Raw genomic sequence first — 23,180 nt, forward strand, 5'->3', positions numbered from 1 at the left:
GCCCGGTCAGCCGCGGCCGGCGCTCCGGTTGACGGCGCCGATCACGGCCTGCAGCGACGCGGTGACGATGTTGGCGTCGATCCCGACGCCCCACAGCACCTCGGTCTCGCCCTCCGCGGTGGTGATCGCGCACTCGACGTACGCCGCGGCGACCGCGTCGCCGCCCGAGGAGAGGGCGTGCTCGGCGTAGTCGAGGACGCGGACGTCGTAGCCCTGGGGGAGACCGTTGAGTGCGTCGACGAAGGCCGCGATCGGGCCGTTGCCGACGCCCTCGAGGGTCCGCAGCTCGCCCTCCACGTGGACGTTGACGGTGAGCGCGTCCTTCTCCCCCGCGGCGCTGGAGGTGTGGACCGAGTCGAGCCGGAGCGGCTCCTCGCGCGCCAGGTACTCGGAGCGGAAGACCTCCCAGATCTGGTCCGAGGTCATCTCGCCGCCGTCGGCGTCGGTGCGCTCCTGCACGACGCGGCTGAACTCGATCTGCGCCCGGCGGGGCAGGTCCAGCTTGTGCTCGGCCTTGAGGATGTAGGCGACGCCGCCCTTGCCCGACTGGCTGTTGACGCGGATCACCGCCTCGTAGGAGCGGCCCACGTCCTTCGGGTCGATCGGGAGGTACGGCGCCTCCCAGTCGACCTGCTCGACAGGGACACCGGCGTCGCGGGCCCGCTTGTCGAGGTCCTCCAGCCCCTTCTTGATGGCGTCCTGGTGCGACCCGGAGAACGCGGTGTAGACGAGGTCTCCCGCGTAGGGGTGCCGCGGGTGGACGGGCAGCTGCGTGCAGTACTCGACCGTCCGGCGGATCTCGTCGATGTCGGAGAAGTCGACCTGCGGGTCGATGCCCTGGCTGAAGAGGTTCATGCCGAGCGTGACCAGGCAGACGTTGCCGGTGCGCTCGCCGTGCCCGAAGAGGCAGCCCTCGACCCGGTCGGCGCCGGCCATCATCGCCAGCTCGGTCGCGGCGACCGCCGTACCGCGGTCGTTGTGGGGGTGCAGCGACACGGTGGTCTGCTCGCGGCGGGTCAGCTGCCGGCAGAACCACTCGATCTGGTCGGCGTAGACGTTGGGCGTCGACATCTCGACCGTGGCGGGGAGGTTGAGGATGATCTCGCGGTCGTCGTCGGGCTGCCAGACGTCGGAGACCGCCTCGCACACCTCGACGCTGAAGGGCAGCTCGGTGCCGGTGAAGATCTCGGGGCTGTACTCGTAGCCGATCAGGGTCGAGCCGAGCACGTTCTCGCTGTGCTTCATGACGAGCTCGGTGCCGCGGACGGCGATGTCCTTCACCTCGTCGCGGCCGGCGTGGAAGACCACGCGCCGGAAGAGCGGCGCGAGGGCGTTGTAGAGGTGGATGTTGGCGTGGTGGACGCCGACCAGGCTGTGGACCGTCCGCTCGATGAGGTCCTCGCGGGCCTGGGTGAGGACCGAGATGGTGACGTCCTCGGGGACCCGGTCCTGCTCGATGAGCTGCCGGACGAAGTCGAAGTCGGTCTGGCTGGCGCTCGGGAAGCCGACCTCGATCTCCTTGTAGCCCATCGAGACGAGCAGGTCGAACATCGTCATCTTGCGTGCGGGCGTCATCGGGTCGATCAGCGCCTGGTTGCCGTCGCGCAGGTCCGTCGAGAGCCAGCGCGGAGCGCGGGTGACCTGCTGCCCGGGCCAGGTCCGGTCGGGGAGGTCGACGGGCTCGAAGGGGTGGTAGCGACCGATCGGCATGCCCGAGTCACGCTGGGCATGGGCGGAACGGTGCAGGCGGGGTACGTCGTGGTGGGTCATGGGGTGGCCTTCGCTGGGTCCGGGTGCCGGCGACACGAACTCTCCGCGGCGAGGGTCCGGCTGGGTCAGCCCTCGCGGCGGCAGCGAAGAAGGAGGCTGCGGCTCGTCATGACCCGTCGAGCGTAACGCACCTCGGGCCTGTCTCGAGCCGCAGCCTCCGTCGGACCACGTGGTGGGACAGTCGGGATCAGGAACCCGGCTGGATGCACTCCCCGAGCGCGGTGATCATCTCCTGCTGGCCGCTCTCCATGTCGTTCTGGAAGACGGCGACCAGGAACTTGTTGAGCACCTCGTCGGTGAGGTTCTCGTCGATGCACGCCTGTGCCTCGGCAGGGATGTTGTCCCCCATCGCGCCGGTGAACAGCTCCTTGATGTCGGCGCAGCCGGACATCACGTCGGCGGCGGACTCCGCGTCGGCCTGCGACATCTCGACGCCCTCGATGCCGTCGGCGGCCTCGAGCTCCTCGGTGATGATGCCGTACTCGACGAGCTGGTCGGTCCCGATCTCCTCCACCATGCCGTCACCCAGGCAGTCGGCCTGCTCGCGGGTCACCTCGAAGGTCTGGTCGTTGCTCTCCATGATGGAGTCGGACAGCGCCTTGCTGGCCTGCTCGTCGTCGCCACCACCGCAAGCGGTCAGGGACAGCGCGAGCGCCGCCACGGCGCCGATGGTGCGGATCTTCATTGGGTTCCTCCCCAGATGGGTCGACCGAGACGTCCCGACCCTAGCGCCCGCGGCCGCCCCCGCGCGTAGAGTTCGCGCACGGCACTGGTGCATCGGGGGCGGAGAAGCATGGGCTATCGCAGCACGATCCTGCGCGCGGCGGAGGTCGACGACGACCTGGGCGCCCGGTGGGACGCGCTCCCGGCCGGTCGCGGCGACCAGGCCGACGTCTACGACAGCTGGGCCTGGCACGCCGCCTCGCTGCGCGCCGACCCGGCCCTGGCCCGGGCGGTCAGGATCCCCGCGGTGCTCGAGGGCGAGCAGCCGGTCGCGCTGCTCCCCGTGACCGTCGACCGGTCCGGGTGCTGGCGCAGCGTGGGGATGGACATCCGGCCCCGCAGCCGCATCGTGACCCGCGGGGAAGGTCCCGACCCGGAGGCACTCGGGCAGCTCGCCGAGTCGCTGGCGGGTGCCGGCGCCCGCTCCCTGGCCCTGCACCGGCTGCCGAGCCGCGACCCCGTGACCGAGGCGTTCCTCGGGGCGCTGCGCGAGGCGGGCTACGAGGTGGCCCGGCGCGAGCGCTCCGAGGACCGGCTCGCCCACCCGACCGGCGACTGGGCCGCCCACTCGCGCGACTACAAGAGCTTCGCCAAGTACGTCCGCCGCTTCTGCAACCGGGTCACTCCGCTGTGGGACCTCACGATGGACACCTACGGGACCTCGCCGGAGCTGCCCGCCGCGGAGGGCTTCCGGGTCTACGCCGAGCTCCAGGCGCGCAGCTGGAAGGGCCCGTACGATCCCATGACGATGATCCGCCGGCGCGAGCTGGCGTTGCGGGCGGAGCAGCTCGGCTGGGTGCGGATCTTCATCCTGCGTGTCGCGGGGGTCCCGGTCGCGGGGCACGTGTGGTTCCGGCTGGGCCCGGTCGCCACCTGGCTCTCCACCGCCCACGACCAGGGCTTCGACGCGCTCAGCCCCGGGACGATGGTGCAGTGGCTGGCGCAGGAGCGGCTCTTCGCCGAGCAGCCGCCGGGCGTCCTCGACTACCTGCCGGGCGGATCGCCGCAGAAGGACCGGCTCACGCCGGACCGGCCCGTGCTGCTCGAGGTCGACGCCGTCCGCCGGAGCGCGGTCGCGGGGGTGGCGCTCCCGGCGCGGCAGCAGGCCCGCCGCGTCGTCCCCGCCGTCCGCGACCGGGTGGCGGCGAGGCTCCGGCGACCCGAGGGCGGGGAGGGCGCCACCCCCGACCAGCCGATCCGGCTGCTCGCCACCGCCCCCGCAGACGGTGCACTCCCGGCCGCGCCCCTCGACGCCTCCGACCCGGGCCTGCGCCGCTACCTCGCCGTGACGTCCGGCGAGGCCAGCCCCGAGGCCGTGGCCGGCACGTGGGCCGAGGACGACGGGTGGTGGCGGATCGGGTCCGGTCCGGTGGCGCTCGCCCGGCTCGGAGCCGACGACGTCGTGCGGGAGGTCGTGCTGCTCGACGGGTCGACCGACGGCGAGGACGTCGCAGCACCGGCTCTCGCAGCCGCGCTCGACCGGCCGGTGAGCGTCGCCAGGACCGACCCGCGGGGCACGCGCGACGGCGCCCCGACCGTGGTCCGGCACGCGCTGCTGCCGTGGCCGGCAGCCTGGGTGCCGACCTCGCCCTGACGGGTTCGGGCGCCCTGCTGCCCCGGACGGCCGGGAGGTAGCATCACCGCACTGCTGGGGCGAGCGAGGAGGACGTGTGCGGCGAGGGCTGCTGGGACTCGGGGCCCTGCTGGCGACGCTGCTCCTCGTCGGGTGCACGGCCGCCGGGCAGGGCACGGACGTCGACCCCGAACAGGTCGATGCCGTCGAGGCCCCCGAGCTCGGCGCCTGTCGCTCGCTGACCCCCGAGGACGTCGCCCAGGCGAGCAACGCCACCCGCACGGTCGACTGCAGCGAGGCCCACACCGCCCAGACGTACGCCGTGGGACCGCTCCCCGAGGAGTTCGACGACGCGGCGTACGACGACGAGGCACTCGGCGAGTTCGCCTACCGCGAGTGCTCCGACCGGTTCGAGAGGTTCCTCGGCGCCGACGAGAGCCTCGTGATGCGCACGGTCGTCAGCTGGGCGTGGTTCCGGCCGTCCGAGGCCGCCTGGGACGAGGGCGCGCGCTGGTACCGCTGCGACGTGGTGGGCGGCGGCGACCAGAGCGAGGAGTACGTCCGGCTCCCCCAGGACGCCAAGGGGCTCCTGCAGGGCCGGGTCGACGACGCCTGGATGATCTGCGCGGAGGGCCCCACGGTGGCCGCCGGGGTCCGGGTCCCCTGCTCGCAGCCCCACACCTGGCGGGCCGTCACGACGATCAAGCTCGGGGAGCCCGAGGACGACTACCCCGGCGACCGTCTGGTCGAGGTGCAGACCCGCGACTTCTGCGACACCTCGGTCGGCGCGACCCTCGGCTACCCCGTGAAGTACGACTTCGCCTACACCTGGTTCCACGAGGCGGAGTGGGAGGTCGGCAACCGCCGCTCGATCTGCTGGGCGAAGACGGACCGATGAGCCGCCGCGTGGCCCTGCTCGCGGCGCTGGTGGTCACCATGGTGGCCGTCGTCGTGGGCTGGCAGGTCACCGACGACCCGGGCGTCGCCCCGGAGCCACCCCGTCCCTCCGCGTCCCCGACCGGCGAGCCGTCCTCGTCCCCGACCCCGGTCCGGGCCACGCCCCCACCGGGTCCCGACGGGGGTGCGTGCTACCGGCTCACCTACGGCGAGGCGGTCGCGCCGACCTCCACCCGGAGCCCGGTCGCCTGCGACCGCGAGCACACCTCGGCGACGTACCTCGTCGGCGAGCTCGACACCGTCGTCGACGGCCACCTGGTCGCGGTGGACTCCGAGGAGGTCCGCGGCCAGGTCTCGTCGGCGTGCCCGGACCGGTTCGCCGAGCACGTGGGCGGCACCGAGGAGCAGCGGCGGCTCAGCGTGCTGCGCCCGGTCTGGTTCACGCCCACCCTCGAGGAGTCCGACGCGGGCGCCACCTGGTTCCGCTGCGACGTCATCGCCGTGGCGCGCGACCGCCAGCTGGCGCCCCTCGACGGGAGGGCGGCGGGGGCGCTCGGCACCCCGGCGGGTCAGGCGCGCTACGGCCTGTGCGGCACCGCCGAGCCCGGCACCGCCGGGTTCAGCCGGGTGATCTGCGCGGAGGAGCACAGCTGGCGGGCGATCCGGACGGTCACCCTCGCCGGGCCGGACTACCCGGGTGAGGCCGCGGTCCGGACGGCCGGCGAGGCGCCCTGCCGGGCCGCCGGCCGGGCCGCCTCCGCGGACCAGCTGGACTTCCGGTGGGGCTACGAGTGGCCGACCGCCCGGCAGTGGAGCGACGGGCAGACGTACGGCCTGTGCTGGGTGCCGGACCCGGCCTGACGGTCTCAGAAGCCGAGCTTGCGGAGCTGGCGCGGGTCGCGCTGCCAGTCCTTGGCGATCTTGACGTGCAGGTCGAGGTAGACCGGGACTCCCAGCAGGGCCTCGATCTGCGTGCGCGCCCGGCGCCCGACGTCCTTGAGCCGCTGCCCGCGGTGGCCGATCACGATCCCCTTCTGGGAGGACCGCTCCACGTAGAGGTTGGCGTGGATGTCGAGCAGCGGCTTGTCCTCGGGACGCCCCTCCCGCATCCGCATCTCCTCGACGACCACCGCGATGGAGTGCGGAAGCTCGTCGCGCACGCCGTCGAGAGCCGCCTCGCGGATCAGCTCGGCCGCGAGGTGCTCCTCGGGCTCGTCGGAGAGCTCGTCGTCGGGGTAGAGCTGCGGCCCCACGGGCAGCTGCGCGACGAGCAGGTCCGCCAGCAGCGCGACCTGGTCGCCGGCCACCGCCGACACGGGGACGATCTCGGCCCACTCGACGCCGGTCTGGCGGCCGAGCTCGGCGACGTCGAGGAGGTGCTCGGCGATCCGCTCGGGCGCGACCAGGTCGGTCTTGGTCACGATCGCGAACCTGGTGGACCGGGTGGCCTTCGCGAGCTCGCTGACGAGGAAGCGGTCGCCGGGCCCGACCTTCTCGTCGGCGGGGAAGCACACGCCGACCACGTCGACCTCGGACCAGGTCGTCCGCACCAGGTCGTTGAGCCGCTCCCCCAGCAACGTCCGCGGCCGGTGCAGGCCGGGGGTGTCGACCAGGATCAGCTGGGCGTCGGGACGCGTCACGATGCCGCGGACCACGGTGCGGGTCGTCTGCGGCTTGTCGGAGGTGATGACCACCTTCTGCCCGACCAGCGCGTTGGTCAGGGTCGACTTCCCGGCGTTGGGCCGGCCGACGAAGCAGGCGAACCCGCTGCGGAAGTCATCGTTCATCGCGCGCCCTGTCGTAGTCGGCCCAGATCTGTTCGTCGGTCTTGCCCGCCGCCTTCCCGGCCCGCCAGATGGGGCCGGGGTCGACGGCGCGCGGCTGTCGCTCCCGGACGCCGCGCCAGTAGCCCATCACGTCGTACGCCGACGCGGGCAGCTGCCGCTCCCGCATCAGGAACTTCCGGATCGCTCGCATCTGCGCCGACTCCCCCGCCATCCAGAAGTAGCCCTCGCCCTCGGGCCAGTCGATCGCCTCCACGACCTCGGCCAGGCGACTGCTCCCCTCGGCGGGTGAGGGCAGCCACGTGACGTCGGCACCGGCGGGGAGGTAGCCCGTGAGGTCGTCGGGCACCTCGGCCCAGATCCGCGTGGGCACCCCGGTGACGGTCCCGGCGATCCGCGCCATGGCGGGCATGGCCGTGAGGTCACCCACCAGCAGCAGCCAGGCAGGGTCGTCGGGGAGCGTGAAGGAGCCACGGGGCTCGGTGAGGGTCACGGTGTCGCCGACGCAGTCGCGCGAGGCCCACTCGGTGACCAGGCCGACCTCGTGCACGACCACGTCGAGGACCAGCTCGGAGCCGTCCCAGCTGCGCACCGTGTAGTAGCGCGACTGGTACTGGCCCGGCACGACGAGGCCGACCCACTCGTCGGGCACGCCGGTCGAGGCGAAGCCGTCGAGACCGGTCAGCGTGAGCCGGACCAGGTGGGACGAGAGCTGCTCGCGACCGGTGACGGTGGCGGCGTACTGCCGGGCTCTCGTGCTCACCCGGCAAGGCTAGTCACCAGGCGGGACGCAGGGGGAATCCGTCCCGGCCGTCCGCGGTGGTGCGGGTGGCGAGCACCTGGTGCAGCTGGATCTCGTTGCGCTCGAAGGCCAGCCGCGAGCCCGCCATGTACAGGCCCCACACCCGGGCGGTGCCCTCGCCCACCTCGGCGACCGCCTCGTCCCAGTGGTCGCGGAGGTTGCGGCCCCAGCCGGTCAGCGTCAGGGCGTAGTGGCGACGCAGGTTCTCCTCGTGCATCACCTCGAGGCCCGCGTCCTGCGCCTCGGTGATGATGCGCCCCGAGCCCGTCAGCTCACCGTCGGGGAAGACGTAGCGGTCGAGGAAGGCGCCGATGTCCTGCCGGCGGTTGTGGGTCCGGGTGATGCAGTGGTTGAGCAGCCGCCCCTCGGGGCGCAGCCGGTCCCGCAGGTGCGCGAAGTAGGCCGGGTAGTTGCGGACGCCGATGTGCTCGGTGAGCCCGATCGAGCTGACGGCGTCGAAGCCCGACTCGACCACGTCGCGGTAGTCGAGGTGCCGGACCTCGGCGAGGTCGCCGAGCCCCTCACGGTCGATCGCCTCCTTGGCCCAGGACGCCTGCTGGCGCGACAGCGTCACCCCGAGGGCGTGGACGCCGTACTCGCGGGCGGCGTGGCGGACCATGCCGCCCCAACCGCACCCGACGTCGAGCAGCCGCTGGCCGGGCTGCAGGTCGAGCTTGCGGCAGACCAGGTCGTACTTCTCGGCCTGCGCCTGCTCGAGGGTGTCCTCCGGGGTGCGGTAGACGGCGCAGGTGTAGGTCATCGACGGTCCGAGCACCAGCTCGTAGAACCGGTTGGAGACGTCGTAGTGGTGCGAGATCATGCCGGCGTCGCGGCCCTTGGAGTGGCGCAGCCCCTCGACGGCGCGACGCCACCGGGGTGCTGCCTCCTGCGGGGGCGGCGGCGGGGGCCGCAGGTTTCCGAGCCCGAGGGCCCGGACCACGGCCAGCGCCTCGGGGGCGTTGGGGGCACGGAAGCGCAGGTTGTTCTGGAGCGAGACCAGCGCGTCGTAGGGGTCGCCCGGATGGACACCGTGGAGCAGCAGGTCGCCCGTCACGTAGGCACGCGCCATCCCGAGGTCGCCGGGAGCGGTCATCAGGTACGCCAGCCCCCGCGGGGTGGTCAGCTCGAGCCCGAGCGGCGAGTCGGGCGGACCGACCGAGCTGCCGTCGTACGCGGTGAAGCGCAGCGGCATCCCGTCGCGCATCAGGGTGTCCACGGCCTCGGCGATCGTCATCTCCGCTGTCGTCACTGTCGTCGCACCACCTTGTCGTAGAGGCTCGTGAGCCGGTCGTCGGGATCGTGCAGCCGCTTCACGCGGGCGAGGTTGTCGCCGTCGTAGAGCGTGTCGAAGGTCGCCCGGTCGTAGAACGCCTCGGAGTAGAGGCTCTTGTGGCCACCGAGCTCGTGCACCTTCGCCTCGATCGCCCGGTTGCGGGGTGACTGTGCCGCCTCCGGACCCACGTGGACGGTGCCCCAGAAGCCGAGGTTGACGTAGGTGTGCCCGGGCTCCAGCGGGTAGGTCGGCCAGTGCCGGCTCGTGACCACGGGGCACAGCCAGACCGGGCGCATCCCCACCTCCTCGTCGAACCAGGTGAGGAAGTCCCCGAGCCGCTCGACCGGCACCTCGACGTCCTGGACGACCCGCTCGCGCTGCGGCCGACCGGCGCGGCGGTCGAGCCGGTCGGCGATGCCGAGGCGACGGTCCAGCCCGAGCAGCCTCATGTAGACGTCGGAGCGGCGCCAGCGCCGGGGCCACAGGCGCCGGACGACGGGGTGCTGGGCACCGAAGGCCCGCGAGCACCAGAACCAGTCGGTGTCCCAGCGCCAGAGGTAGTCGTGGACGGTCAGCCGGTCGGTCTCCCGCTGGTCCAGCGAGCGCCAGTAGACCTGCTGGCCGGTGTAGTCGCTCGTGGGGCCGGGCTCGTCGGTCCACGTCGCGAGCGTCAGCACGAGCTCGTCGGGCGTGAGAGCCACGCCGTCGAGGCCGTCGACCCGGGTCCCGTCGTGCTCGCGGGTCGACACGACCTGCTCGACGGTCTTGCCCAGCAGCGTCGCGTCGTCGAACCGGAGGTGGCGCAGGCCGACGTAGGCCGGCACCGGCTCGAGCTCGATCCGGAGCCGGACGGCGTAGCCGAGCGAGCCGAAGCTGTTGGGGAAGGCGTCGAAGAGGTCGTCGCCGGGGCGGACGGTGACGACGTCGCCCGCCCCGGTCAGGACGTCCATCTCGAGCACCGAGTCGTGCGGGAGCCCACGGCGGAAGCTGGTCGACTCGATGCCGAGTCCGGTGACGGCCCCGCCGAGCGTGATGGTGCGCAGCTGCGGGACGACGCACGGCATCACCCCCCACGGCAGCGTCGCCGCGACCAGGTCCTCGTAGGTGCACATGCCCTGCACCTCGGCGGTGAGGCCGACCGGGTCGACGTCCAGGACGCCGGTGAGGCCAGCCACGTCCAGGCCGGGACGCGTGGTGGCGGAGCGGCTGCGGAACAGGTTGGTGGTCGTCTTCGCGAGGCGGACGGGCTCGCCGGCGGGGATGGCGGCGTACGAGGACTGCAGCCGCTGGACGGCTGCCTCGTGGGGTTCCCTCCCCGGACGCACGGCTCCACGGTACAGAACGCACGAGGCTCCCCGCACTGGTGCGGGGAGCCTGTCCGTGCCCGTGGGGTGCACGTCCTCGTCGGAGTCCGGGGGTTGGACGATCCGCGAGTCAGGTGGGCGGCGAAGGGGGGACTTGCCACCGACCTGTGACCAGACTTTACACCCGTCGCGGTCACATGGGAGCAATTCGCGAGAAGTCTGCGATTTCTCCTCGGAGGCCGTGTTCAGCGGCCTGACAGCACAGCAGACGGGGCATCGTCATGAAAATGGCACATTTGTGCACTACCGAATTTGCCTGCTCATGCTCCATGCTTGGCCCGACGCACCCCGCGCTCAACCAAGAGGGAGACCCGCCATGACCCGCAACGCCAAGCTCACCATCGCCACCATCGCCACCGCCCTGGTCGCCACCTTCGGCGTCGTCGGTACGACCGCCTCCACCGCTGCCCCGGTCAACAAGGGCGGCGGCGCGGTCATGATGAAGGACCGCGGCTGGTGCTGCTGATCCCTCAGCGCACCCTCACGTCTTCCTGAACCACTGCTGGCGGGGCCCCGAGACCCCCGCCAGTCGCTGTCAGGACACTCGCGACGGGATCGCCACGGGCCGCCCGCGCAGGCCGGTCGACGCAGCAGCGCTGCGATAGGCCACCCGGGCGGAGTCGAGGTCCCCGACGCTCTCCAGCAGTCCGGCGAGCTCGAACCACAACGAGGCGGCATCGCGGTCCGCACCCACGCCGGTCAGCAGCATGACCGCCTCGCGGTAGGCCTGTCCGGCCTCCTCGCTGCGTCCGTACGCCGCTGCCGCCTGCCCCTGGAGGGCCTTGGCGTCCGCTGCCGCGATGGGCGAGAGCTCGAGCATGGCCTGGTGCACGCTGGTGCTGAGGACGAGCGCGCCCTCGACGTCGCCCGCGAGGAGCTTGACCCGGGCGAGACCGAGGTCGTTGCGAGCCAGGTCTGCCGCCCCGGCGCTGGAGTCGCGCAGCTCCTCGGCCGCCTGCTCCAGCTGGCGCTGGGCCTCGGCCACCTCCGGCGGGTCGAGCTGGAGCTGCATGTCGGCGAGCACCGTGCGCAGCCGGGCGAGGTTGCGCCCGTCGCTTCCCTCGGCCAGCAGGGCCAGCGCACGCTCGGCGAGCGGGATCGCCTCGGCCACCGAGCCGCGCTCGGACTCCATGATGCTGGCGTTCCAGTACGCCGAGGCGCGGGCCTTCGGCGTCCCGAGCTGCTCGGCCTGGGCGATCGCCTTGCGGCAGGTGCGGACGGCCTGGCCGGTGTCGCCGCGCTCGTAGTAGGCGGCGGCCACCGTCACGGCCAGCTGGACCGCCTCGTCCGCGCTCTCGAGCGGCGTGCCCGCGAGGTCGTCCAGCACGCTCTCGCCCCGCGTGACCGCCAGGTTCAGGTCGCCGGAGATGCGGTAGCAGCGGCTCAGCGCGATGGCGGCGCGGACCCGCGGGATCGCGATGCCGCGCCCCGCCGCCTCCCCCGAGGTGTCGCGGGGGCCGACGTTGCCGGGCTTGCCGCACGGGATCGCGGACACCGGGCCGACCAGCGGCTCGAGCTCGAGGATGGCGTCGTCGACGCTGCCCTGCGCCTCCAGCGCCCGGGCGACGAGGTACTGGGCGCGGTCGACCAGGTCGGCGCGCGAGACGGCGCGGGCGCGGTCGCGGGCGGAGCGGGCACCGACCTCTGCCTCGACGTGGTCGCCGTTCTCGAGGGAGAGCTCGGCGAAGTCGAGGGCCAGCCGGATCTCGTCCTGCTCCCGCGCCGTGGTGCCGCGCAGCAGGTGGTCGACCGGGAGGTCCAGGCGCTGGGCGAGGGACTCGAGCACCTCGGCGTTGGGGCGGCGCTGCCCGGACTCCAGGCGCGACACGTAGCCCACCGAGACCAGGTCGCCGGCGAGCTCGGTCTGGGTCCACCCGCGGGCAAGGCGGGCAGCACGCAGTCGCTCCCCCAGCTCGGAGGGCCGGATGTCCTGCAGCAGCTTCGCGTCACTGACGTCCATGACACCGATTGTGACTGACGCCGGCACAATCTGGGCAAGTATTCGGGCAACTCGTTGCATCCATGGTCCCGGAGCCCGATCGCCCATAGTCTTCCCTCGCCCGGGGGTTGGGCGTCACGCGTGTGTCGACGGACACGCGCGTGACGTGTTTTCGGGGGTCTTTGCCGATGCTGCCCATCGGATCGGTCGCCGGAGCCGTCCGTGACGACTGATCCGGTAGCGGCCTCGCGACAAGGTCAGCGCGGCAGAGCGACCCACCCGTGGTGGTCGTGGACCGAGATGCCGGCGTACGTCGGGTGGCCCGCCGTCGCGGTGTCCACCTCGCGCAGGGTCCGCTCCAGCAGCCGGCGTGACTCCCCGAAGAAGGTCTGCTTGTCCGCGACCGGTCCGTCCCCGAGGTCCCGGGTCTCGACCGCCAACCGGATCCGTACGCCGAGCCGTCGCGCGGTCGCCAGCGCCGTCGCGGCGACCCCCGTGATGCTGTCGGGACCGGTGGCCGTGTCCCGGTAGCTCATCACGGTCACCGCGTCGGCCGCCGCCATGAGGACCTCGTCGGCGGGAGCCCCGGCGACGGTGTGCTCGTGCAGCCAGAACGGGACGTCCGCCTCGACGGGCGGGACGGCGTCGTCGGCGAGCAGGCCGACCATGTCGGCCCACAAGGCGAGCAGCGTGGCCGACTCCGCCGGCCAGGCAGGGTGCAGCCAGGGTTCGACGTCGAGGTGCACCCCGTCGAAGAGGCCGGTCGCCAGCGCCTGCTGCTGCCAGGCCAGGGCTGCCCCGTGGTCGTCCAACCACCAGACCTCCGCCCCGAGCGCGTGCACCCGGATCCCGGCGCTCGCGGTCCGGGTGCGGAGCGTCGTGAACCAGCCGAGGTCGGTCGAGGACGCGAGGTGGCCCGGGGTGGAGACGAAGAGGTCGCGGACCCCCTGCTTGCGGGCGAAGTCGACCAGACCGGCGACGCCCGGCCGGTCCCACACCCACATCGCCCGGGGCCCGTCCCCCGGTCGGGGCGCGGCCGACGAGGGCGCACTGCTCACCACGAGGAGGACCACCAGGGACGCGGCCGCGAGGGCCGTCGGGAGGCGCCGCAGGGTCATGGCCGGACGGTACTCGCGACGGACCTGCCCGTGCGAGGGTCTCAGGAGACGAGGGACCCCGCGAGCGTGCCGCGAGCGTCGCCCCGGTGCACCACGACTCCCCCACCGGCGAAGTCGCGCACCACCGCGAGGTCCGCGTCGGCGACCGAGTCGCCGTCGGTGAGGACCACCACGGCCTCGAGACCGCGTGACCCCGAGGCGACCGCCATCGCCACGCAGACACCGACCGCGGAGACCTGCAACGACGGCAGGTCGACGGTGGCGGCGGCGTAGGTCCGACCGTCGGCGTCACGCACCGCAGCACCCTCCGCGGCGCCGGTACGGGCGCGCGTCGCACGGGCGAGCGTCACGAGCTTGCGGTCCTCGGCCGAGAGGTCACTCATCGTCGTCCTCCTCGTGGGACTCGTCGCCGGGTTCGTGCCCGACCGGGCAGATCAGGACCGTGCCGATCTTGTTCCGGCGACCGGCGGCGTCCTCGGCCACGAAGCGCAGGCCGTGGGCCTCGACGGTGGAGCCGGGGATCGGGACCCTGCCGAGGTGCTTGGCCATCAGCCCGCCGACGCTGTCGACGTCCTCCTCCTCGACGTCGAAGCCGAAGAGCTCGTCGAGGTCGTCGATGGGGTAGCGCGAGGAGACCCGGGTCGAGCCGTCGTCGAGCTGCTCGACCTCGATCTCCTCCTCGTCGTACTCGTCGGTGATCTCGCCGACGATCTCCTCCAGCAGGTCCTCGATCGTGATCAGGCCGGCGGTGCCGCCGTACTCGTCCACGACCACGGCGATGTGCTGGCGCTTGGCCTGCATCTCGGAGAGGAGGGCGTCGACCGGCTTGGAGTCGGGGACGTACGACGCGGGGCGCATCACCTCCTCGACCTGCTGGGTGAACTCCACGTCGGGGGCCTCGAAGTCGCGTCGGACGAGGTCCTTGAAGTAGGCGAACCCGAGGATGTCGTCGAGGTTCTCACCGATCACGGGCACCCGGGAGAAGCCGCTGCGCAGGAACAGCGACATCGTCTGGCGCAGGTTCTTGTGCCGCTCGATGTAGACGACGTCGTTGCGCGGGACCATGACCTCGCGGGCCGTCGTGTCGCCGAGGTCGAAGACCGAGTGGATCATCCGGCGCTCACCGGACTCGATGACCGCGGAGGCCTCGGCCATGTCCACCAGCTCGCGCAGCTCGGTCTCGGTCGAGAACGGACCCTCGCGGAAGCCGCGGCCGGGCGTGATCGCGTTGCCGACCAGGATCAGCACTCGCGGGACCGGCCCGAGGATCGTGGTGACGGCGCCGAGCGGGGCGGCGGAGAGCAGGGCGACGCGCTCGTCGTGCTGCCGGCCGAGCGTCCGGGGGGCGACGCCGATGACGACGAAGGACACCACCAGCATCACCGCGATCGAGGTGATCGCCGCGGACCAGAACGCGCCGTCGAAGGCGTCACGGACCAGCTGGGTGACGATCACGATCGCCGAGATCTCGCACGCGAGGCGCAGCAGCAACGCGGTGTTGAGGAATCGGGCGGGGTCGTCGAGCAGCCGCACCAGCGGCCGGGCACCGGTCCGTCCCTCGCCGGCCAGCTCCTCCGCCCGGGCGCGCGAGAAGGACGAGAGGGCCGCGTCGGCGGCCGAGAACACGCCGGCGAGGATCACCAGGCTCGCGGCTGCCGTCAGCAGCCACACGTCGCTCGAGGTCACCGACGGCGCCAGTCGGCGAGCAGCTGGTCCTGGAGACCGAACATCTCGCGGTGCTCCTCCGGCTCGGCGTGGTCGTAGCCGAGCAGGTGGAGGATGCCGTGCGTCGTGAGCAGCTCGATCTCGGCCACGGTGCCGTGACCGGCCGTCTCGCCCTGGCGTACGGCGACGTCCGGGCACAGGACCAGGTCGCCGAGGACCCCCTCCTCGGGCTCCTCGTCGACCAGCCCGGGTCGCAGCTCGTCCATGGGGAAGGCCAGCACGTCGGTGGGGCCCTGCTTGTCCATCCACTGCTCGTTGAGCTGGGCGATGGTGTCCTCGTCGACCGCCTTGATGCAGAGCTCGGCCTGCGGGTGGACGTGCATCCGGTCCATCACGAAGCGGGACAACGAGGCGAGGTGGTGGACGTCGAGCCCGTGGCCGGACTCGTCGATGACCTCGATGCTCACGGGGTGCTCCCCCGCCCCGGGCCGGGCTGGGGACGGGCGTCCCAGTCGTCGTAGGCCGCGACGATCCTGCCGACCAGCTTGTGGCGCACCACGTCGTGGCTGGTGAGCCGGTTGAAGACGACGTCCTCGACGCCGGTCAGGATCTCCTCGACGACCTTGAGGCCGGAGCGGGTCCCGCCGGGCAGGTCGATCTGGGTGACGTCGCCGGTGACGACGATCCGGGAGCCGAACCCGAGCCGAGTGAGGAACATCTTCATCTGCTCGGGTGTGGTGTTCTGGGCCTCGTCGAGGATGACGAAGGCGTCGTTCAGGGTGCGACCCCGCATGTAGGCCAGCGGGGCGACCTCGATGGTGCCGGCGGCCAGCAGCTTGGGGATCGACTCGGGGTCGATCATGTCGTGGAGAGCGTCGTAGAGCGGCCGGAGGTAGGGGTCGATCTTCTCGCTGAGCGTGCCGGGCAGGAAGCCGAGCCGCTCCCCTGCCTCCACGGCCGGTCGGGTGAGGATGATCCGGTTGACGTCCTTGCCCTGCAGCGCCTGGACCGCCTTGGCCATGGCGAGGTAGGTCTTGCCGGTGCCGGCGGGGCCGATCCCGAAGGTGATCGTGTGCTTGTCGATGGAGTCGACGTAGCGCTTCTGGTTCAGCGTCTTGGGCCGGATGGAGCGACCGCGGTTGGAGAGGATGTTGAGCGAGAGCACCTCGGCCGGGCGCTCGCTCGTCTCGGCCCGGAGCATCGCGAGCACCCGCTCGACGGTCTCGGTCGAGAGCCCCTGGCCGGTGCGCAGGATGGTCACGAGCTCGTCGAGCAGCCGCTCGGCGAGCGCGATCTCGCCGGGATCGCCGTGCAGCGTGATCCGGTTGCCGCGTACGTGGATGTCGGCGTCGAAGGCCTTCTCGAGCAGGGCGAGGTGCTCGTCGCCCGGTCCGAGGAGGCTGACGAGGTCGATGCTGGTGGGGACGACGACGGTGTGGCGGGTCCGGGTGGCCCCGCGGTCGGTCGAGTGAGGCGTGTCAGTCATGGAGGTTCCATGCTACGCACGTGGGGTGGGCGCGGCCCACCCGGATTCCCGCGCGCTCAGCCCGGGGGCCAGGCGAGGTCCCTGCCGCCAAGGACGTGGAGGTGGGTGTGGAAGACGCTCTGCCCGGCGCCGGGGCCGGTGTTGAAGACCATCCGGTAGTCGTCCAACCCCTCGTGAGAGGCGACCTCCGCTGCGGCGGCGACCAACCGGCCGATCGCAGCAGGGTCGTCCGCCGCGGTGGCCGCGGCGTCGGGCCGGTGCTCCCGGGGCACGACCAGCACGTGGATGGGCGCCACCGGACTGATGTCGCGGAAGGCGACCACCTCATCGGTCGAGACGACCAGGTCGGCGGGGACCTCCCCGGCCACGATCCGGCAGAACAGGCAGTCCGCGGAGTCTGGAGCACTCGTCATGGGGCCACTGTAGGAGACGCCCGCCGGGTGACCCGTCGAGCAATCCGGGGTGGATGACGTGTCAACCACTGCCCGGGGCGGCGCGTGCTACTAGCGTGCAGATGCATGCGACCGTCTACGTCGGGCCCCTCTTCGTGAGTGGCCCGACGGCCTGGGACGCCGACCAGGCGCTCGACCAGCTCTACGCTGCCCACTGGCGCGCGCTGGTCCGCCTCGGCGTGCTCCTGGTCCACGACGTGTCGCTCGCCGAGGAGATCGTCCAGGACTCCTTCGTGGCCGTCCACGGCCGGTGGCGCCGGCTCCGCGACCCCGAGCGGGCCCTCGCCTACCTCCGGCAGACGGTCGTCAACCGGTCCCGCTCGGCCCTGCGCCACCAGGGCGTCGTGGAGCGCCACGCCGCGCGCGAGAAGCCGGTCACCGTCGCCCCGGGCGCCGACCACGAGGTGATGGCCGACGACCGTCGCGAGCGGGTCCTCGACGCGCTCCGGGCGCTCCCCGGACGCCAGCGGGAGGTGCTCGCGCTGCGCTACTACTCCGAGCTGTCCGAGGCCGAGATCGCCGACGCCCTCGGCATCAGCCGCGGCGCCGTCAAGAGCCACGCCTCACGCGGGGCTGCGGCGCTGCGGGTCACGCTCTCCGACTACTTGGAGGACCGGTCATGAGCCGCCGCGACGAGCACGACCCGCAGCTCGCTGCGCTGCTGCGCGACGCGGTCGCGGGGGTGGAGCCCTCCGACCGGCTCGGCGAGCTGCGGGCGCGTACCTCCGCCCCGGCGCGCCGGCGTCCGGCGCTGCTCGCGCTCGGCGGCGCCGTCCTGGTCACCGCCGCCGTGGTGACCGGCGTGGCCATCGCCGGCGACGGCTTCTTCCCCCGCGAGCAACCCGGGCCGGCCGGCACGCCCTCCGCCACCTCCCCCGCGCCGACGGCGGAGCCCGACACCCCGTCGCCGAGCGCCGGCGCGCCGCCGGTCGCGGTGCGGCAGGTCGCGGTCTACTACCTCGGCGAGACCCCTGCCGGCGTCCGCCTCTACCGCGAGGACGTCGCGACCGAGATGCCCGACGACGGTCCCGCCGCCCAGCTGGAGCTCCTCACCAGCGCTCCGGCCGACCCCGACTACCGCACCCTCTGGCCCGCCGGCGCCTTCGCCGGGGGCAGCGTCGAGGACGACCGGATCACCGTCGAGCTGGCCCAGCAGTCCCTCGTCGACCAACCCGCTGGGATGACCGAGGACGAGGCGGCCGCCTCCCTGCAACAGGTCGTCTCCACGATGCAGGCCTACGCCCAGCAGGAGCTCCCGGTGGAGTTCCTCGTCGAGGGCGAGCCCGCAGTCCAGGTGCTCGGCATCGAGACGACGGGCCCGGTGGCGGCCGGGCCCGTGCTCGACACGCTCGCGCTCGTCAGCATCGAGGCTCCCGCGGAGGGCGAGACGGTCGCGGGCCGGCTGCAGGTCTCCGGCGCGGCCAACTCCTTCGAGGGCACCGTGCCGTGGACGATCCTGGCGGCCTCCGGCGAGCCCGTCGACGACGGCTTCTTCACGGCCGAGGGCTCGATGGGCACCACCCTCTTCTCCTTCCAGGGCTCGATCGACGTGTCGTCGCTCGCTCCGGGCACCTACTCCCTCATCGTGGAGACCAGCGACCCCTCCGGGGGCGCCGAAGGCACCGGACCGTTCTCCGACAGCCGAACCGTCGTCATCGAGTGACAGGAGCCCCCCATGCTCGTCCGCACCACCTCCGTCGCCGTCGCCGCGCTCCTCGCGCTGGGCGGCTGCGCCGAGCCCGAGCAGGTCGCCGACTCCCCCGAGCCCACCCGGGCCGTCGAGGAGCCGACCTCCGCTCCGGCCGAACCGGAGGAGGAGACGTCCTCACCCGAGGCCACGGGGAGCCCGAGCGCCTCCGAGGACCCCGCGGGCGAGGTGACGGCCGCCGTCTACTACCTCGGCGACACCGAGCGGGCCGGGCCCCGGCTGTTCCGCGAGTTCCGGCGTGCGAGCGGCGAGGCGGTCCCGGCCACGCTGGAGCTGCTGTCCACCGCGCCACTCGACCCGGACTACCGGACCGCCTGGCGGCCCGGCCAGCTCCGGGGCGTGGTGACCGGCGGGGACCTGATCGAGGTCGAGGTCGACCCCGGGGTCCAGGCGCGCCCCTCGGGCATGTCGGGCGCGGAGGCGAAGGCGGCCGTGCAGCAGGTCGTCTACTCCCTCCAGGCTGCCACCCAGACCCGGCTCCCGGTCGTCTTCGTCGCCGGCGACGAGCGGCTCGGCCAGGTGCTCGGCGTCCCCACCGGCAAGCCCGTCCGCAACGGCTCCATGCTCCAGGTCCTCAACCACGTCAGCGTGACCTCGCCCGAGCAGGCCTCCGCTGCCGGTGACCGCCTCGCGGTCTCGGGGGTCGGCAACAGCTTCGAGGCGAACCTCGGCTGGGAGATCCGTCGCGGCGACGAGGTCGTCGACGACGGGTTCGCGACCATGGCCGGCTGGATGGAGGACAAGCTCTTCCCGTTCGAGCTGTCCGTCGACGTCTCGGGGCTGGCCCCCGGTGACTACACGTTCTGGGTCACCACCGACGACCCCACCGGCGGTACCGAGGGCGTCGGGGCGATGACCGACGACAAGGACTTCACCGTCCGCTGAGACGGCTGCCGAGCCCGTGTCCCGGGACCCTTGACCGCCCCCGGCGACGGTCGTAACGTCGCACGACGGGGGACGAGGCACGGCGCCCGCCCTCGGGCGTCCCCGGAGCAGTGAGGGGACGCCGATGTTCATCCAGATCATCCAGGGAACGTGCCACCGCCAGGACGAGGCACGCGACCTCATGGACCAGTGGCTCGCCGACGTCTCGCCCGGAGCCGCCGGCTGGCTGGGCGGGACCTACGGGTTCACCGACGAGGGCGAGCTGCTCGCCGTCGTACGCTTCGAGTCGCGGGAGGCCGCGACAGCCAGCTCCGAGCGGCCCGAGCAGCAGGAGTGGTGGGGCCGGATGGAGGCGCTCTTCGACGGTCCCGTGGAGTTCCACGACTGCGACCGGGTGGTGATGATGCTGGGCGGCGGCTCGGACGAGGCCGGGTTCGTCCAGGTGATCCGGGGCAGGATGGACGACCCCGACGCCCTGGAGGCGGGCATGCGCGAGATGGAGACGATGCTGCACGAGGCGCGGCCCGAGATCCTGGGGGCGACGATCGCGATCGAGCCCGACGGCACCTTCACCGAGACCGTGGCCTTCACCGACGAGAAGACCGCGCGGGAGGCCGAGCGGCGGACGATGCCGGAGTCCGGCCCGGTGCACGAGGCGATGGCGGCGTGGGACCGGATGGTCCACGACCTGCAGTTCCACGACCTGCACCAGCCTTGGTTCGCCTCGCGAGCCTGAGCCGGGGCCCGGGGAGCTAGCCCCAGCGGGGGGTGCGGGCGAGGACGGCCGCCGCCGCGACGACCCCGGCGGTGGAGGTGCGGAGCACCTCGTCGCCGAGCCTGACGGAGCGGGCGCCGGCCCCGACCAATGCCGCCACCTCCGCCTCGGACAGCCCGCCCTCGGGGCCGACCACCAGCACGATCCTCCCCGCGCTCGGTACGTCGACGTGGACGAGCGCGTCGTCGGCACCCTCGTGGAGCACCAGCGCGAGGTCGGCGCCGGCCACCAGGTCCACGACCTCGGCGGTCCGGGCGAGCGCAGCCACTTCGGGCAGCCAGCTGCGGCGTGCCTGCTTGGCGGCCTCCCGCGCCGTCGCCTGCCACTTCGCCCGGGAGCGCTCGGCCCGCTCGCCCTTCCAGACGGCGACGCTCCGCGCGGCGGCCCACGGCACCACCAGGGCGACCCCGACCTCCGTCAGCACCTCCACGGCCAGCTCGCCGCGGTCGCCCTTGGGGAGCGCCTGCACGACGACCAGCTCGGGCTGGGGGCGCGGCTCCCGGCGTACGTCGTCGACGCGGACCGTGAAGACCCGCTTGCCGGTCGACCCGACCGGACCGGTCACCGAGGTGCCGGCGCCGTCGGTCAGCACGACCGTCTCGCCGACCCGCAACCGGCGGACGGCGACCGCGTGGTGGGCCTCGTCGCCGGTCACCTCGACGGTCTCGCCGGGCGCGACCCCGGTCAGCGACGGGGCGAGGTGGACGGGCAGCGACATCGGCTCAGTGGGTGTTGAAGGCGTCGCGCAGCCGTCCGAACATCGACTTCGAGGCAGGCCGGACCTGGCCGGTCGGCTGCTCCTCGCCCCGCATCGCCGCCAGCTCGTGGAGGAGCTCCTCCTGGCGGGGGTCCAGCCGGTTCGGAGTCTCGACGACCGTGTGGACGACCAGGTCGCCGCGGCCGCCGCGGAGCCCGGGGACGCCCCGGCCACGCAGCACCTGCTCGGCCCCCGACTGGGTGCCGGCCTTGACCTCCAGCTCGAAGGACGTCTCCACGCCGGACCCGGCGCCGGACTCGAGGTCGGCCTCGAGCGTCGGCAGCGTGAGCGTGGTGCCGAGCGCCGCGGCCGTCATCGGGACCGTCACGGTGCAGTGGAGGTCGTCGCCCTGGCGGGTGAAGGTGTCGTGGGCCGCGACGTTGATCTCGACGTAGAGGTCGCCGGCCGGACCGCCCCCGGGACCGACCTCGCCCTGCTCGCTGAGCTGGACGCGGGTGCCCGTGTCCACCCCGGCGGGGATCTTGACGGTGAGGGTGCGCCGCGAGCGGACGCGGCCGTCGCCCGAGCACTCCCGGCAGGGGTCGGGGATGATCGTGCCGAAGCCTCGGCACGCCGCGCAGGGGCGCAGGGTCCGTACCTCGCCGAGGAACGAGCGCTGGACGTGGGCGACCTCGCCCGCGCCGCGGCAGGTCTCGCACGGCACCGGGTGGCTGCCCGGCGCCGCGCCCTCGCCCCCGCAGGTGGTGCAGACCACGGCCGTGTCGACCTTGATCTCGCGGGTGATCCCGAAGGCTGCCTCCGCGAGCGCCACCTCGATCCGGATCAGGGCGTCCTGACCGCGGCGGACCCGCGAGCGGGGGCCACGGCCCTGCCCGGGAGCGGCGGCGCCGCCGCCGAAGAAGGCGTCCATGATGTCGGTGAAGGAGAACCCGGCGCCCTGGCCGCCGAAGCCGGCGCCCATGCCGCCGAACGGGTCGCCGCCGCGGTCGTACGCGGCACGCTTCTGCGGGTCCGACAGCACCTCGTAGGCGCGGGAGACCTCCGCGAACTTCTCCTTGGAGGCGGGCTCGGGGTTGACGTCGGGGTGGTACTGGCGCGCCAGCCGTCGGTAGGCCTTCTTGATGGCATCGGCGTCCGCGTCGCGGCTGACACCCAGGAGGTCGTAGAGGTCCTGGCTCAACACTGGTCCTTCGTCGTGGGGAGTGGATGGGTGGTCGGGTGGGTCACGCCTCGTCGAGGATCCGGGAGACGTAGCGGGCCACGGCCCGGACGGCGGCCATCGTGCCGGGGTAGTCCATGCGGGTCGGTCCCACGATGCCGAGCGTCGCCAGCGCCTCGTCGCCCGGGCCGTAGCCGGTCGCGACGACGCTGGTCGAGGCCAGCTCCTGGTAGGGCCCCTCGTGGCCGATCCGGACGGTGACGGTGTCGCCGGTGGTGGCCTCGCCGAGGAGCTTGAGCAGCACGACGTGCTCCTCCAGCGCCTCGAGCAGCGGCCGTACGGCGGAGTCGAAGCTGTCGCCGTAGCGGGCCAGGTTGGCCGCGCCGCCGACCACGATCCGCTCGTCGGACCGGTGGTCGCTCATCGCCTCGGCGAGCGTCTCGGCGACCACGGCAGTGTCCGGCAGCTCGCTCGCCAGCGCCCGCAGGGCGGTGACCGCGTCGGCGATCGTCTGACCCGTCGCGGCCCGGTTGACCTGGCCGCGCAGGTCGACGAGCGCGTCGTCGGTGAGCGGCTCGGCCATCTCGACCAGCCGCTGCTCGACCCGGCCGGTGCTGAGGATCAGGACCGTCAGCAGCCGCGTGGGCATCAGCGCCACCAGCTCGACGTGACGGACCGTGCTGCGGCTCAGCGTGGGGTACTGGACGACAGCGACCTGCCGCGTCAGCTGCGACAGCAACCGCACGGAGCGGTGGACGACGTCGTCGAGGTCGATCGCCCCGTCGAGCAGGGTCGCGATCGCCCGGCGCTCCGCGACGGTCATCGGCTTGACGGTGGTGAGCCGGTCGACGAACAGCCGGTAGCCCTTGTCGGTCGGCACCCGGCCCGCACTGGTGTGCGGCTGGGTGATGAAGCCCTCCTCCTCGAGCACGGCCATGTCGTTGCGCACGGTCGCCGGGGAGACGCCGAGCCGGTGACGCTCGACGAGGGCCTTGGAGCCGACCGGCTCCTCGGTGGAGACGTAGTCCTCCACGATGGCACGGAGGACCTCGAGCCTGCGCTCGTCGGGCATGCTGGGACCTCCTCCGC

Annotated in this window: 24 protein-coding genes; 8 read left to right on the forward strand and 16 right to left on the reverse strand. The window is 72.9% G+C overall.

Annotated features, from left to right (window positions below):
- Positions 1-6: 6 nt before the first annotated feature.
- Together leuA and EXE57_RS04590 are read right to left on the reverse strand one after the other, a co-directional pair.
- A complete protein-coding gene (gene leuA, locus EXE57_RS04585; RefSeq protein WP_135074420.1) occupies positions 7-1,770 on the reverse strand; it encodes a 2-isopropylmalate synthase in 1,764 nt (587 codons plus the stop codon).
- Between the two features lie 187 nt (positions 1,771-1,957).
- Positions 1,958-2,455 (reverse strand): hypothetical protein, encoded by a 498-nt coding sequence (locus EXE57_RS04590; RefSeq protein WP_135074422.1) that lies wholly within the window; start codon positions 2,453-2,455, stop codon positions 1,958-1,960.
- Positions 2,456-2,563: 108 nt separating this feature from the next.
- Here EXE57_RS04590 and EXE57_RS04595 point away from each other — a divergent pair, with 108 nt between their 5' ends.
- The 3 genes from EXE57_RS04595 (at position 2,564) to EXE57_RS04605 (ending at position 5,824) form a co-directional block, all read left to right on the forward strand.
- Complete coding sequence (locus tag EXE57_RS04595; protein ID WP_135074424.1) at positions 2,564-4,087, forward strand: GNAT family N-acetyltransferase; 1,524 nt, start codon at positions 2,564-2,566, stop codon at positions 4,085-4,087.
- Positions 4,088-4,163: 76 nt separating this feature from the next.
- Positions 4,164-4,964, forward strand: coding sequence for a septum formation family protein (locus EXE57_RS04600; protein WP_135074426.1), 801 nt, complete (start codon positions 4,164-4,166; stop codon positions 4,962-4,964).
- Positions 4,961-5,824 (forward strand): septum formation family protein, encoded by an 864-nt coding sequence (locus EXE57_RS04605; RefSeq protein ID WP_135074428.1) that lies wholly within the window; start codon positions 4,961-4,963, stop codon positions 5,822-5,824. The genes EXE57_RS04600 and EXE57_RS04605 overlap by 4 nt, the downstream gene beginning before the upstream one ends.
- Positions 5,825-5,829: 5 nt before the next feature.
- Here the strand turns inward: EXE57_RS04605 and era are convergent, their stop codons facing one another.
- Genes era through EXE57_RS04625 form a run of 4 tightly spaced genes read right to left on the reverse strand, consistent with a single transcriptional unit; the run spans position 5,830 to position 10,147 of the window.
- Positions 5,830-6,750, reverse strand: a complete 921-nt coding sequence (era, locus tag EXE57_RS04610) for a GTPase Era (protein WP_135074430.1) — start codon at positions 6,748-6,750, stop codon at positions 5,830-5,832.
- Entirely contained in the window at positions 6,740-7,510 is a 771-nt protein-coding gene (locus tag EXE57_RS04615) for a siderophore-interacting protein (RefSeq protein ID WP_135074432.1), read from the reverse strand. Before EXE57_RS04615 ends, era begins: the two co-directional genes overlap by 11 nt.
- A 13-nt stretch (positions 7,511-7,523) precedes the next feature.
- Positions 7,524-8,783 (reverse strand): class I SAM-dependent methyltransferase, encoded by a 1,260-nt coding sequence (locus EXE57_RS04620; RefSeq protein WP_135074434.1) that lies wholly within the window; start codon positions 8,781-8,783, stop codon positions 7,524-7,526.
- Between the two features lie 11 nt (positions 8,784-8,794).
- Entirely contained in the window at positions 8,795-10,147 is a 1,353-nt protein-coding gene (locus EXE57_RS04625) for an FAD-binding oxidoreductase (RefSeq protein WP_135074436.1), read from the reverse strand.
- Positions 10,148-10,502: 355 nt separating this feature from the next.
- Here EXE57_RS04625 and EXE57_RS19625 point away from each other — a divergent pair, with 355 nt between their 5' ends.
- Positions 10,503-10,652, forward strand: coding sequence for a hypothetical protein (locus tag EXE57_RS19625; protein ID WP_167305819.1), 150 nt, complete (start codon positions 10,503-10,505; stop codon positions 10,650-10,652).
- Between the two features lie 69 nt (positions 10,653-10,721).
- Here EXE57_RS19625 and EXE57_RS04630 read toward each other — a convergent pair whose 3' ends face one another.
- From EXE57_RS04630 to EXE57_RS04660, 7 genes are all read right to left on the reverse strand, one after another.
- The gene (locus tag EXE57_RS04630) at positions 10,722-12,146 is read right to left on the reverse strand and encodes a helix-turn-helix domain-containing protein (RefSeq protein WP_167305820.1); all 1,425 of its coding nucleotides are present in this window, start codon (positions 12,144-12,146) and stop codon (positions 10,722-10,724) included.
- 236 nt (positions 12,147-12,382) lie between these two features.
- Positions 12,383-13,243 (reverse strand): hypothetical protein, encoded by an 861-nt coding sequence (locus tag EXE57_RS04635; protein WP_135074439.1) that lies wholly within the window; start codon positions 13,241-13,243, stop codon positions 12,383-12,385.
- A gap of 41 nt (positions 13,244-13,284) precedes the next feature.
- Positions 13,285-13,626 (reverse strand): cytidine/deoxycytidylate deaminase family protein, encoded by a 342-nt coding sequence (locus tag EXE57_RS04640; protein WP_135074441.1) that lies wholly within the window; start codon positions 13,624-13,626, stop codon positions 13,285-13,287.
- Complete coding sequence (locus EXE57_RS04645; RefSeq protein WP_135074443.1) at positions 13,619-14,929, reverse strand: hemolysin family protein; 1,311 nt, start codon at positions 14,927-14,929, stop codon at positions 13,619-13,621. The genes EXE57_RS04640 and EXE57_RS04645 overlap by 8 nt, the downstream gene beginning before the upstream one ends.
- Entirely contained in the window at positions 14,926-15,375 is a 450-nt protein-coding gene (ybeY, locus tag EXE57_RS04650) for an rRNA maturation RNase YbeY (protein WP_135074445.1), read from the reverse strand. The genes EXE57_RS04645 and ybeY overlap by 4 nt, the downstream gene beginning before the upstream one ends.
- The gene (locus EXE57_RS04655; protein WP_135074447.1) at positions 15,372-16,394 is read right to left on the reverse strand and encodes a PhoH family protein; all 1,023 of its coding nucleotides are present in this window, start codon (positions 16,392-16,394) and stop codon (positions 15,372-15,374) included. Before EXE57_RS04655 ends, ybeY begins: the two co-directional genes overlap by 4 nt.
- A gap of 56 nt (positions 16,395-16,450) precedes the next feature.
- Positions 16,451-16,807, reverse strand: coding sequence for a histidine triad nucleotide-binding protein (locus EXE57_RS04660; protein ID WP_135074449.1), 357 nt, complete (start codon positions 16,805-16,807; stop codon positions 16,451-16,453).
- 101 nt (positions 16,808-16,908) lie between these two features.
- Between EXE57_RS04660 and EXE57_RS04665 the strand changes: the two genes are divergently transcribed.
- The 4 genes from EXE57_RS04665 to EXE57_RS04680 all read left to right on the forward strand — a co-directional run bounded on the left by EXE57_RS04665 (position 16,909) and on the right by EXE57_RS04680 (position 20,175).
- Positions 16,909-17,469, forward strand: a complete 561-nt coding sequence (locus EXE57_RS04665; RefSeq protein ID WP_135074451.1) for a SigE family RNA polymerase sigma factor — start codon at positions 16,909-16,911, stop codon at positions 17,467-17,469.
- Entirely contained in the window at positions 17,466-18,509 is a 1,044-nt protein-coding gene (locus EXE57_RS04670) for a Gmad2 immunoglobulin-like domain-containing protein (RefSeq protein WP_135074453.1), read from the forward strand. The genes EXE57_RS04665 and EXE57_RS04670 overlap by 4 nt, the downstream gene beginning before the upstream one ends.
- Positions 18,510-18,521: 12 nt before the next feature.
- Positions 18,522-19,439 (forward strand): Gmad2 immunoglobulin-like domain-containing protein, encoded by a 918-nt coding sequence (locus EXE57_RS04675; RefSeq protein ID WP_135074455.1) that lies wholly within the window; start codon positions 18,522-18,524, stop codon positions 19,437-19,439.
- A gap of 124 nt (positions 19,440-19,563) precedes the next feature.
- Positions 19,564-20,175 carry a hypothetical protein gene (locus EXE57_RS04680; RefSeq protein ID WP_135074457.1) on the forward strand — a complete coding sequence of 204 codons (612 nt, stop codon included), beginning with the start codon at positions 19,564-19,566 and terminating at the stop codon, positions 20,173-20,175.
- 16 nt (positions 20,176-20,191) lie between these two features.
- Here the strand turns inward: EXE57_RS04680 and EXE57_RS04685 are convergent, their stop codons facing one another.
- The 3 genes from EXE57_RS04685 to hrcA are packed head-to-tail and all read right to left on the reverse strand — an operon-like array spanning position 20,192 to position 23,163.
- Entirely contained in the window at positions 20,192-20,932 is a 741-nt protein-coding gene (locus tag EXE57_RS04685) for a 16S rRNA (uracil(1498)-N(3))-methyltransferase (protein ID WP_135074459.1), read from the reverse strand.
- Positions 20,933-20,936: 4 nt separating this feature from the next.
- Complete coding sequence (gene dnaJ, locus EXE57_RS04690) at positions 20,937-22,112, reverse strand: molecular chaperone DnaJ (protein ID WP_135080614.1); 1,176 nt, start codon at positions 22,110-22,112, stop codon at positions 20,937-20,939.
- 43 nt (positions 22,113-22,155) lie between these two features.
- Positions 22,156-23,163: a heat-inducible transcriptional repressor HrcA gene (gene hrcA / locus EXE57_RS04695; protein WP_135074460.1), complete on the reverse strand. Its 1,008-nt coding sequence runs from the start codon at positions 23,161-23,163 to the stop codon at positions 22,156-22,158.
- Between the last annotated feature and the right edge of the window lie 17 nt (positions 23,164-23,180).

This window comes from Nocardioides euryhalodurans (assembly GCF_004564375.1).
In the GTDB taxonomy this organism is placed as follows: domain Bacteria; phylum Actinomycetota; class Actinomycetes; order Propionibacteriales; family Nocardioidaceae; genus Nocardioides; species Nocardioides euryhalodurans.

Excerpts from the sequence above, each read along its gene's own strand:
- leuA (WP_135074420.1), bottom strand. The coding sequence starts at position 1,770 with ATGACCCACCACGACGTACCCCGCCTGCACCGTTCCGCCCATGCCCAG.
- EXE57_RS04590 (WP_135074422.1), bottom strand. The coding sequence starts at position 2,455 with ATGAAGATCCGCACCATCGGCGCCGTGGCGGCGCTCGCGCTGTCCCTG.
- EXE57_RS04595 (WP_135074424.1), top strand. The coding sequence starts at position 2,564 with ATGGGCTATCGCAGCACGATCCTGCGCGCGGCGGAGGTCGACGACGAC.
- EXE57_RS04605 (WP_135074428.1), top strand. The coding sequence starts at position 4,961 with ATGAGCCGCCGCGTGGCCCTGCTCGCGGCGCTGGTGGTCACCATGGTG.
- era (WP_135074430.1), bottom strand. The coding sequence starts at position 6,750 with ATGAACGATGACTTCCGCAGCGGGTTCGCCTGCTTCGTCGGCCGGCCC.
- EXE57_RS04620 (WP_135074434.1), bottom strand. The coding sequence starts at position 8,783 with ATGACGATCGCCGAGGCCGTGGACACCCTGATGCGCGACGGGATGCCG.
- EXE57_RS19625 (WP_167305819.1), top strand. The coding sequence starts at position 10,503 with ATGACCCGCAACGCCAAGCTCACCATCGCCACCATCGCCACCGCCCTG.
- EXE57_RS04630 (WP_167305820.1), bottom strand. The coding sequence starts at position 12,146 with ATGGACGTCAGTGACGCGAAGCTGCTGCAGGACATCCGGCCCTCCGAG.
- EXE57_RS04635 (WP_135074439.1), bottom strand. The coding sequence starts at position 13,243 with ATGACCCTGCGGCGCCTCCCGACGGCCCTCGCGGCCGCGTCCCTGGTG.
- EXE57_RS04640 (WP_135074441.1), bottom strand. The coding sequence starts at position 13,626 with ATGAGTGACCTCTCGGCCGAGGACCGCAAGCTCGTGACGCTCGCCCGT.
- EXE57_RS04655 (WP_135074447.1), bottom strand. The coding sequence starts at position 16,394 with ATGACTGACACGCCTCACTCGACCGACCGCGGGGCCACCCGGACCCGC.
- EXE57_RS04660 (WP_135074449.1), bottom strand. The coding sequence starts at position 16,807 with ATGACGAGTGCTCCAGACTCCGCGGACTGCCTGTTCTGCCGGATCGTG.
- EXE57_RS04665 (WP_135074451.1), top strand. The coding sequence starts at position 16,909 with ATGCATGCGACCGTCTACGTCGGGCCCCTCTTCGTGAGTGGCCCGACG.
- EXE57_RS04670 (WP_135074453.1), top strand. The coding sequence starts at position 17,466 with ATGAGCCGCCGCGACGAGCACGACCCGCAGCTCGCTGCGCTGCTGCGC.
- EXE57_RS04675 (WP_135074455.1), top strand. The coding sequence starts at position 18,522 with ATGCTCGTCCGCACCACCTCCGTCGCCGTCGCCGCGCTCCTCGCGCTG.
- EXE57_RS04680 (WP_135074457.1), top strand. The coding sequence starts at position 19,564 with ATGTTCATCCAGATCATCCAGGGAACGTGCCACCGCCAGGACGAGGCA.
- EXE57_RS04685 (WP_135074459.1), bottom strand. The coding sequence starts at position 20,932 with ATGTCGCTGCCCGTCCACCTCGCCCCGTCGCTGACCGGGGTCGCGCCC.
- hrcA (WP_135074460.1), bottom strand. The coding sequence starts at position 23,163 with ATGCCCGACGAGCGCAGGCTCGAGGTCCTCCGTGCCATCGTGGAGGAC.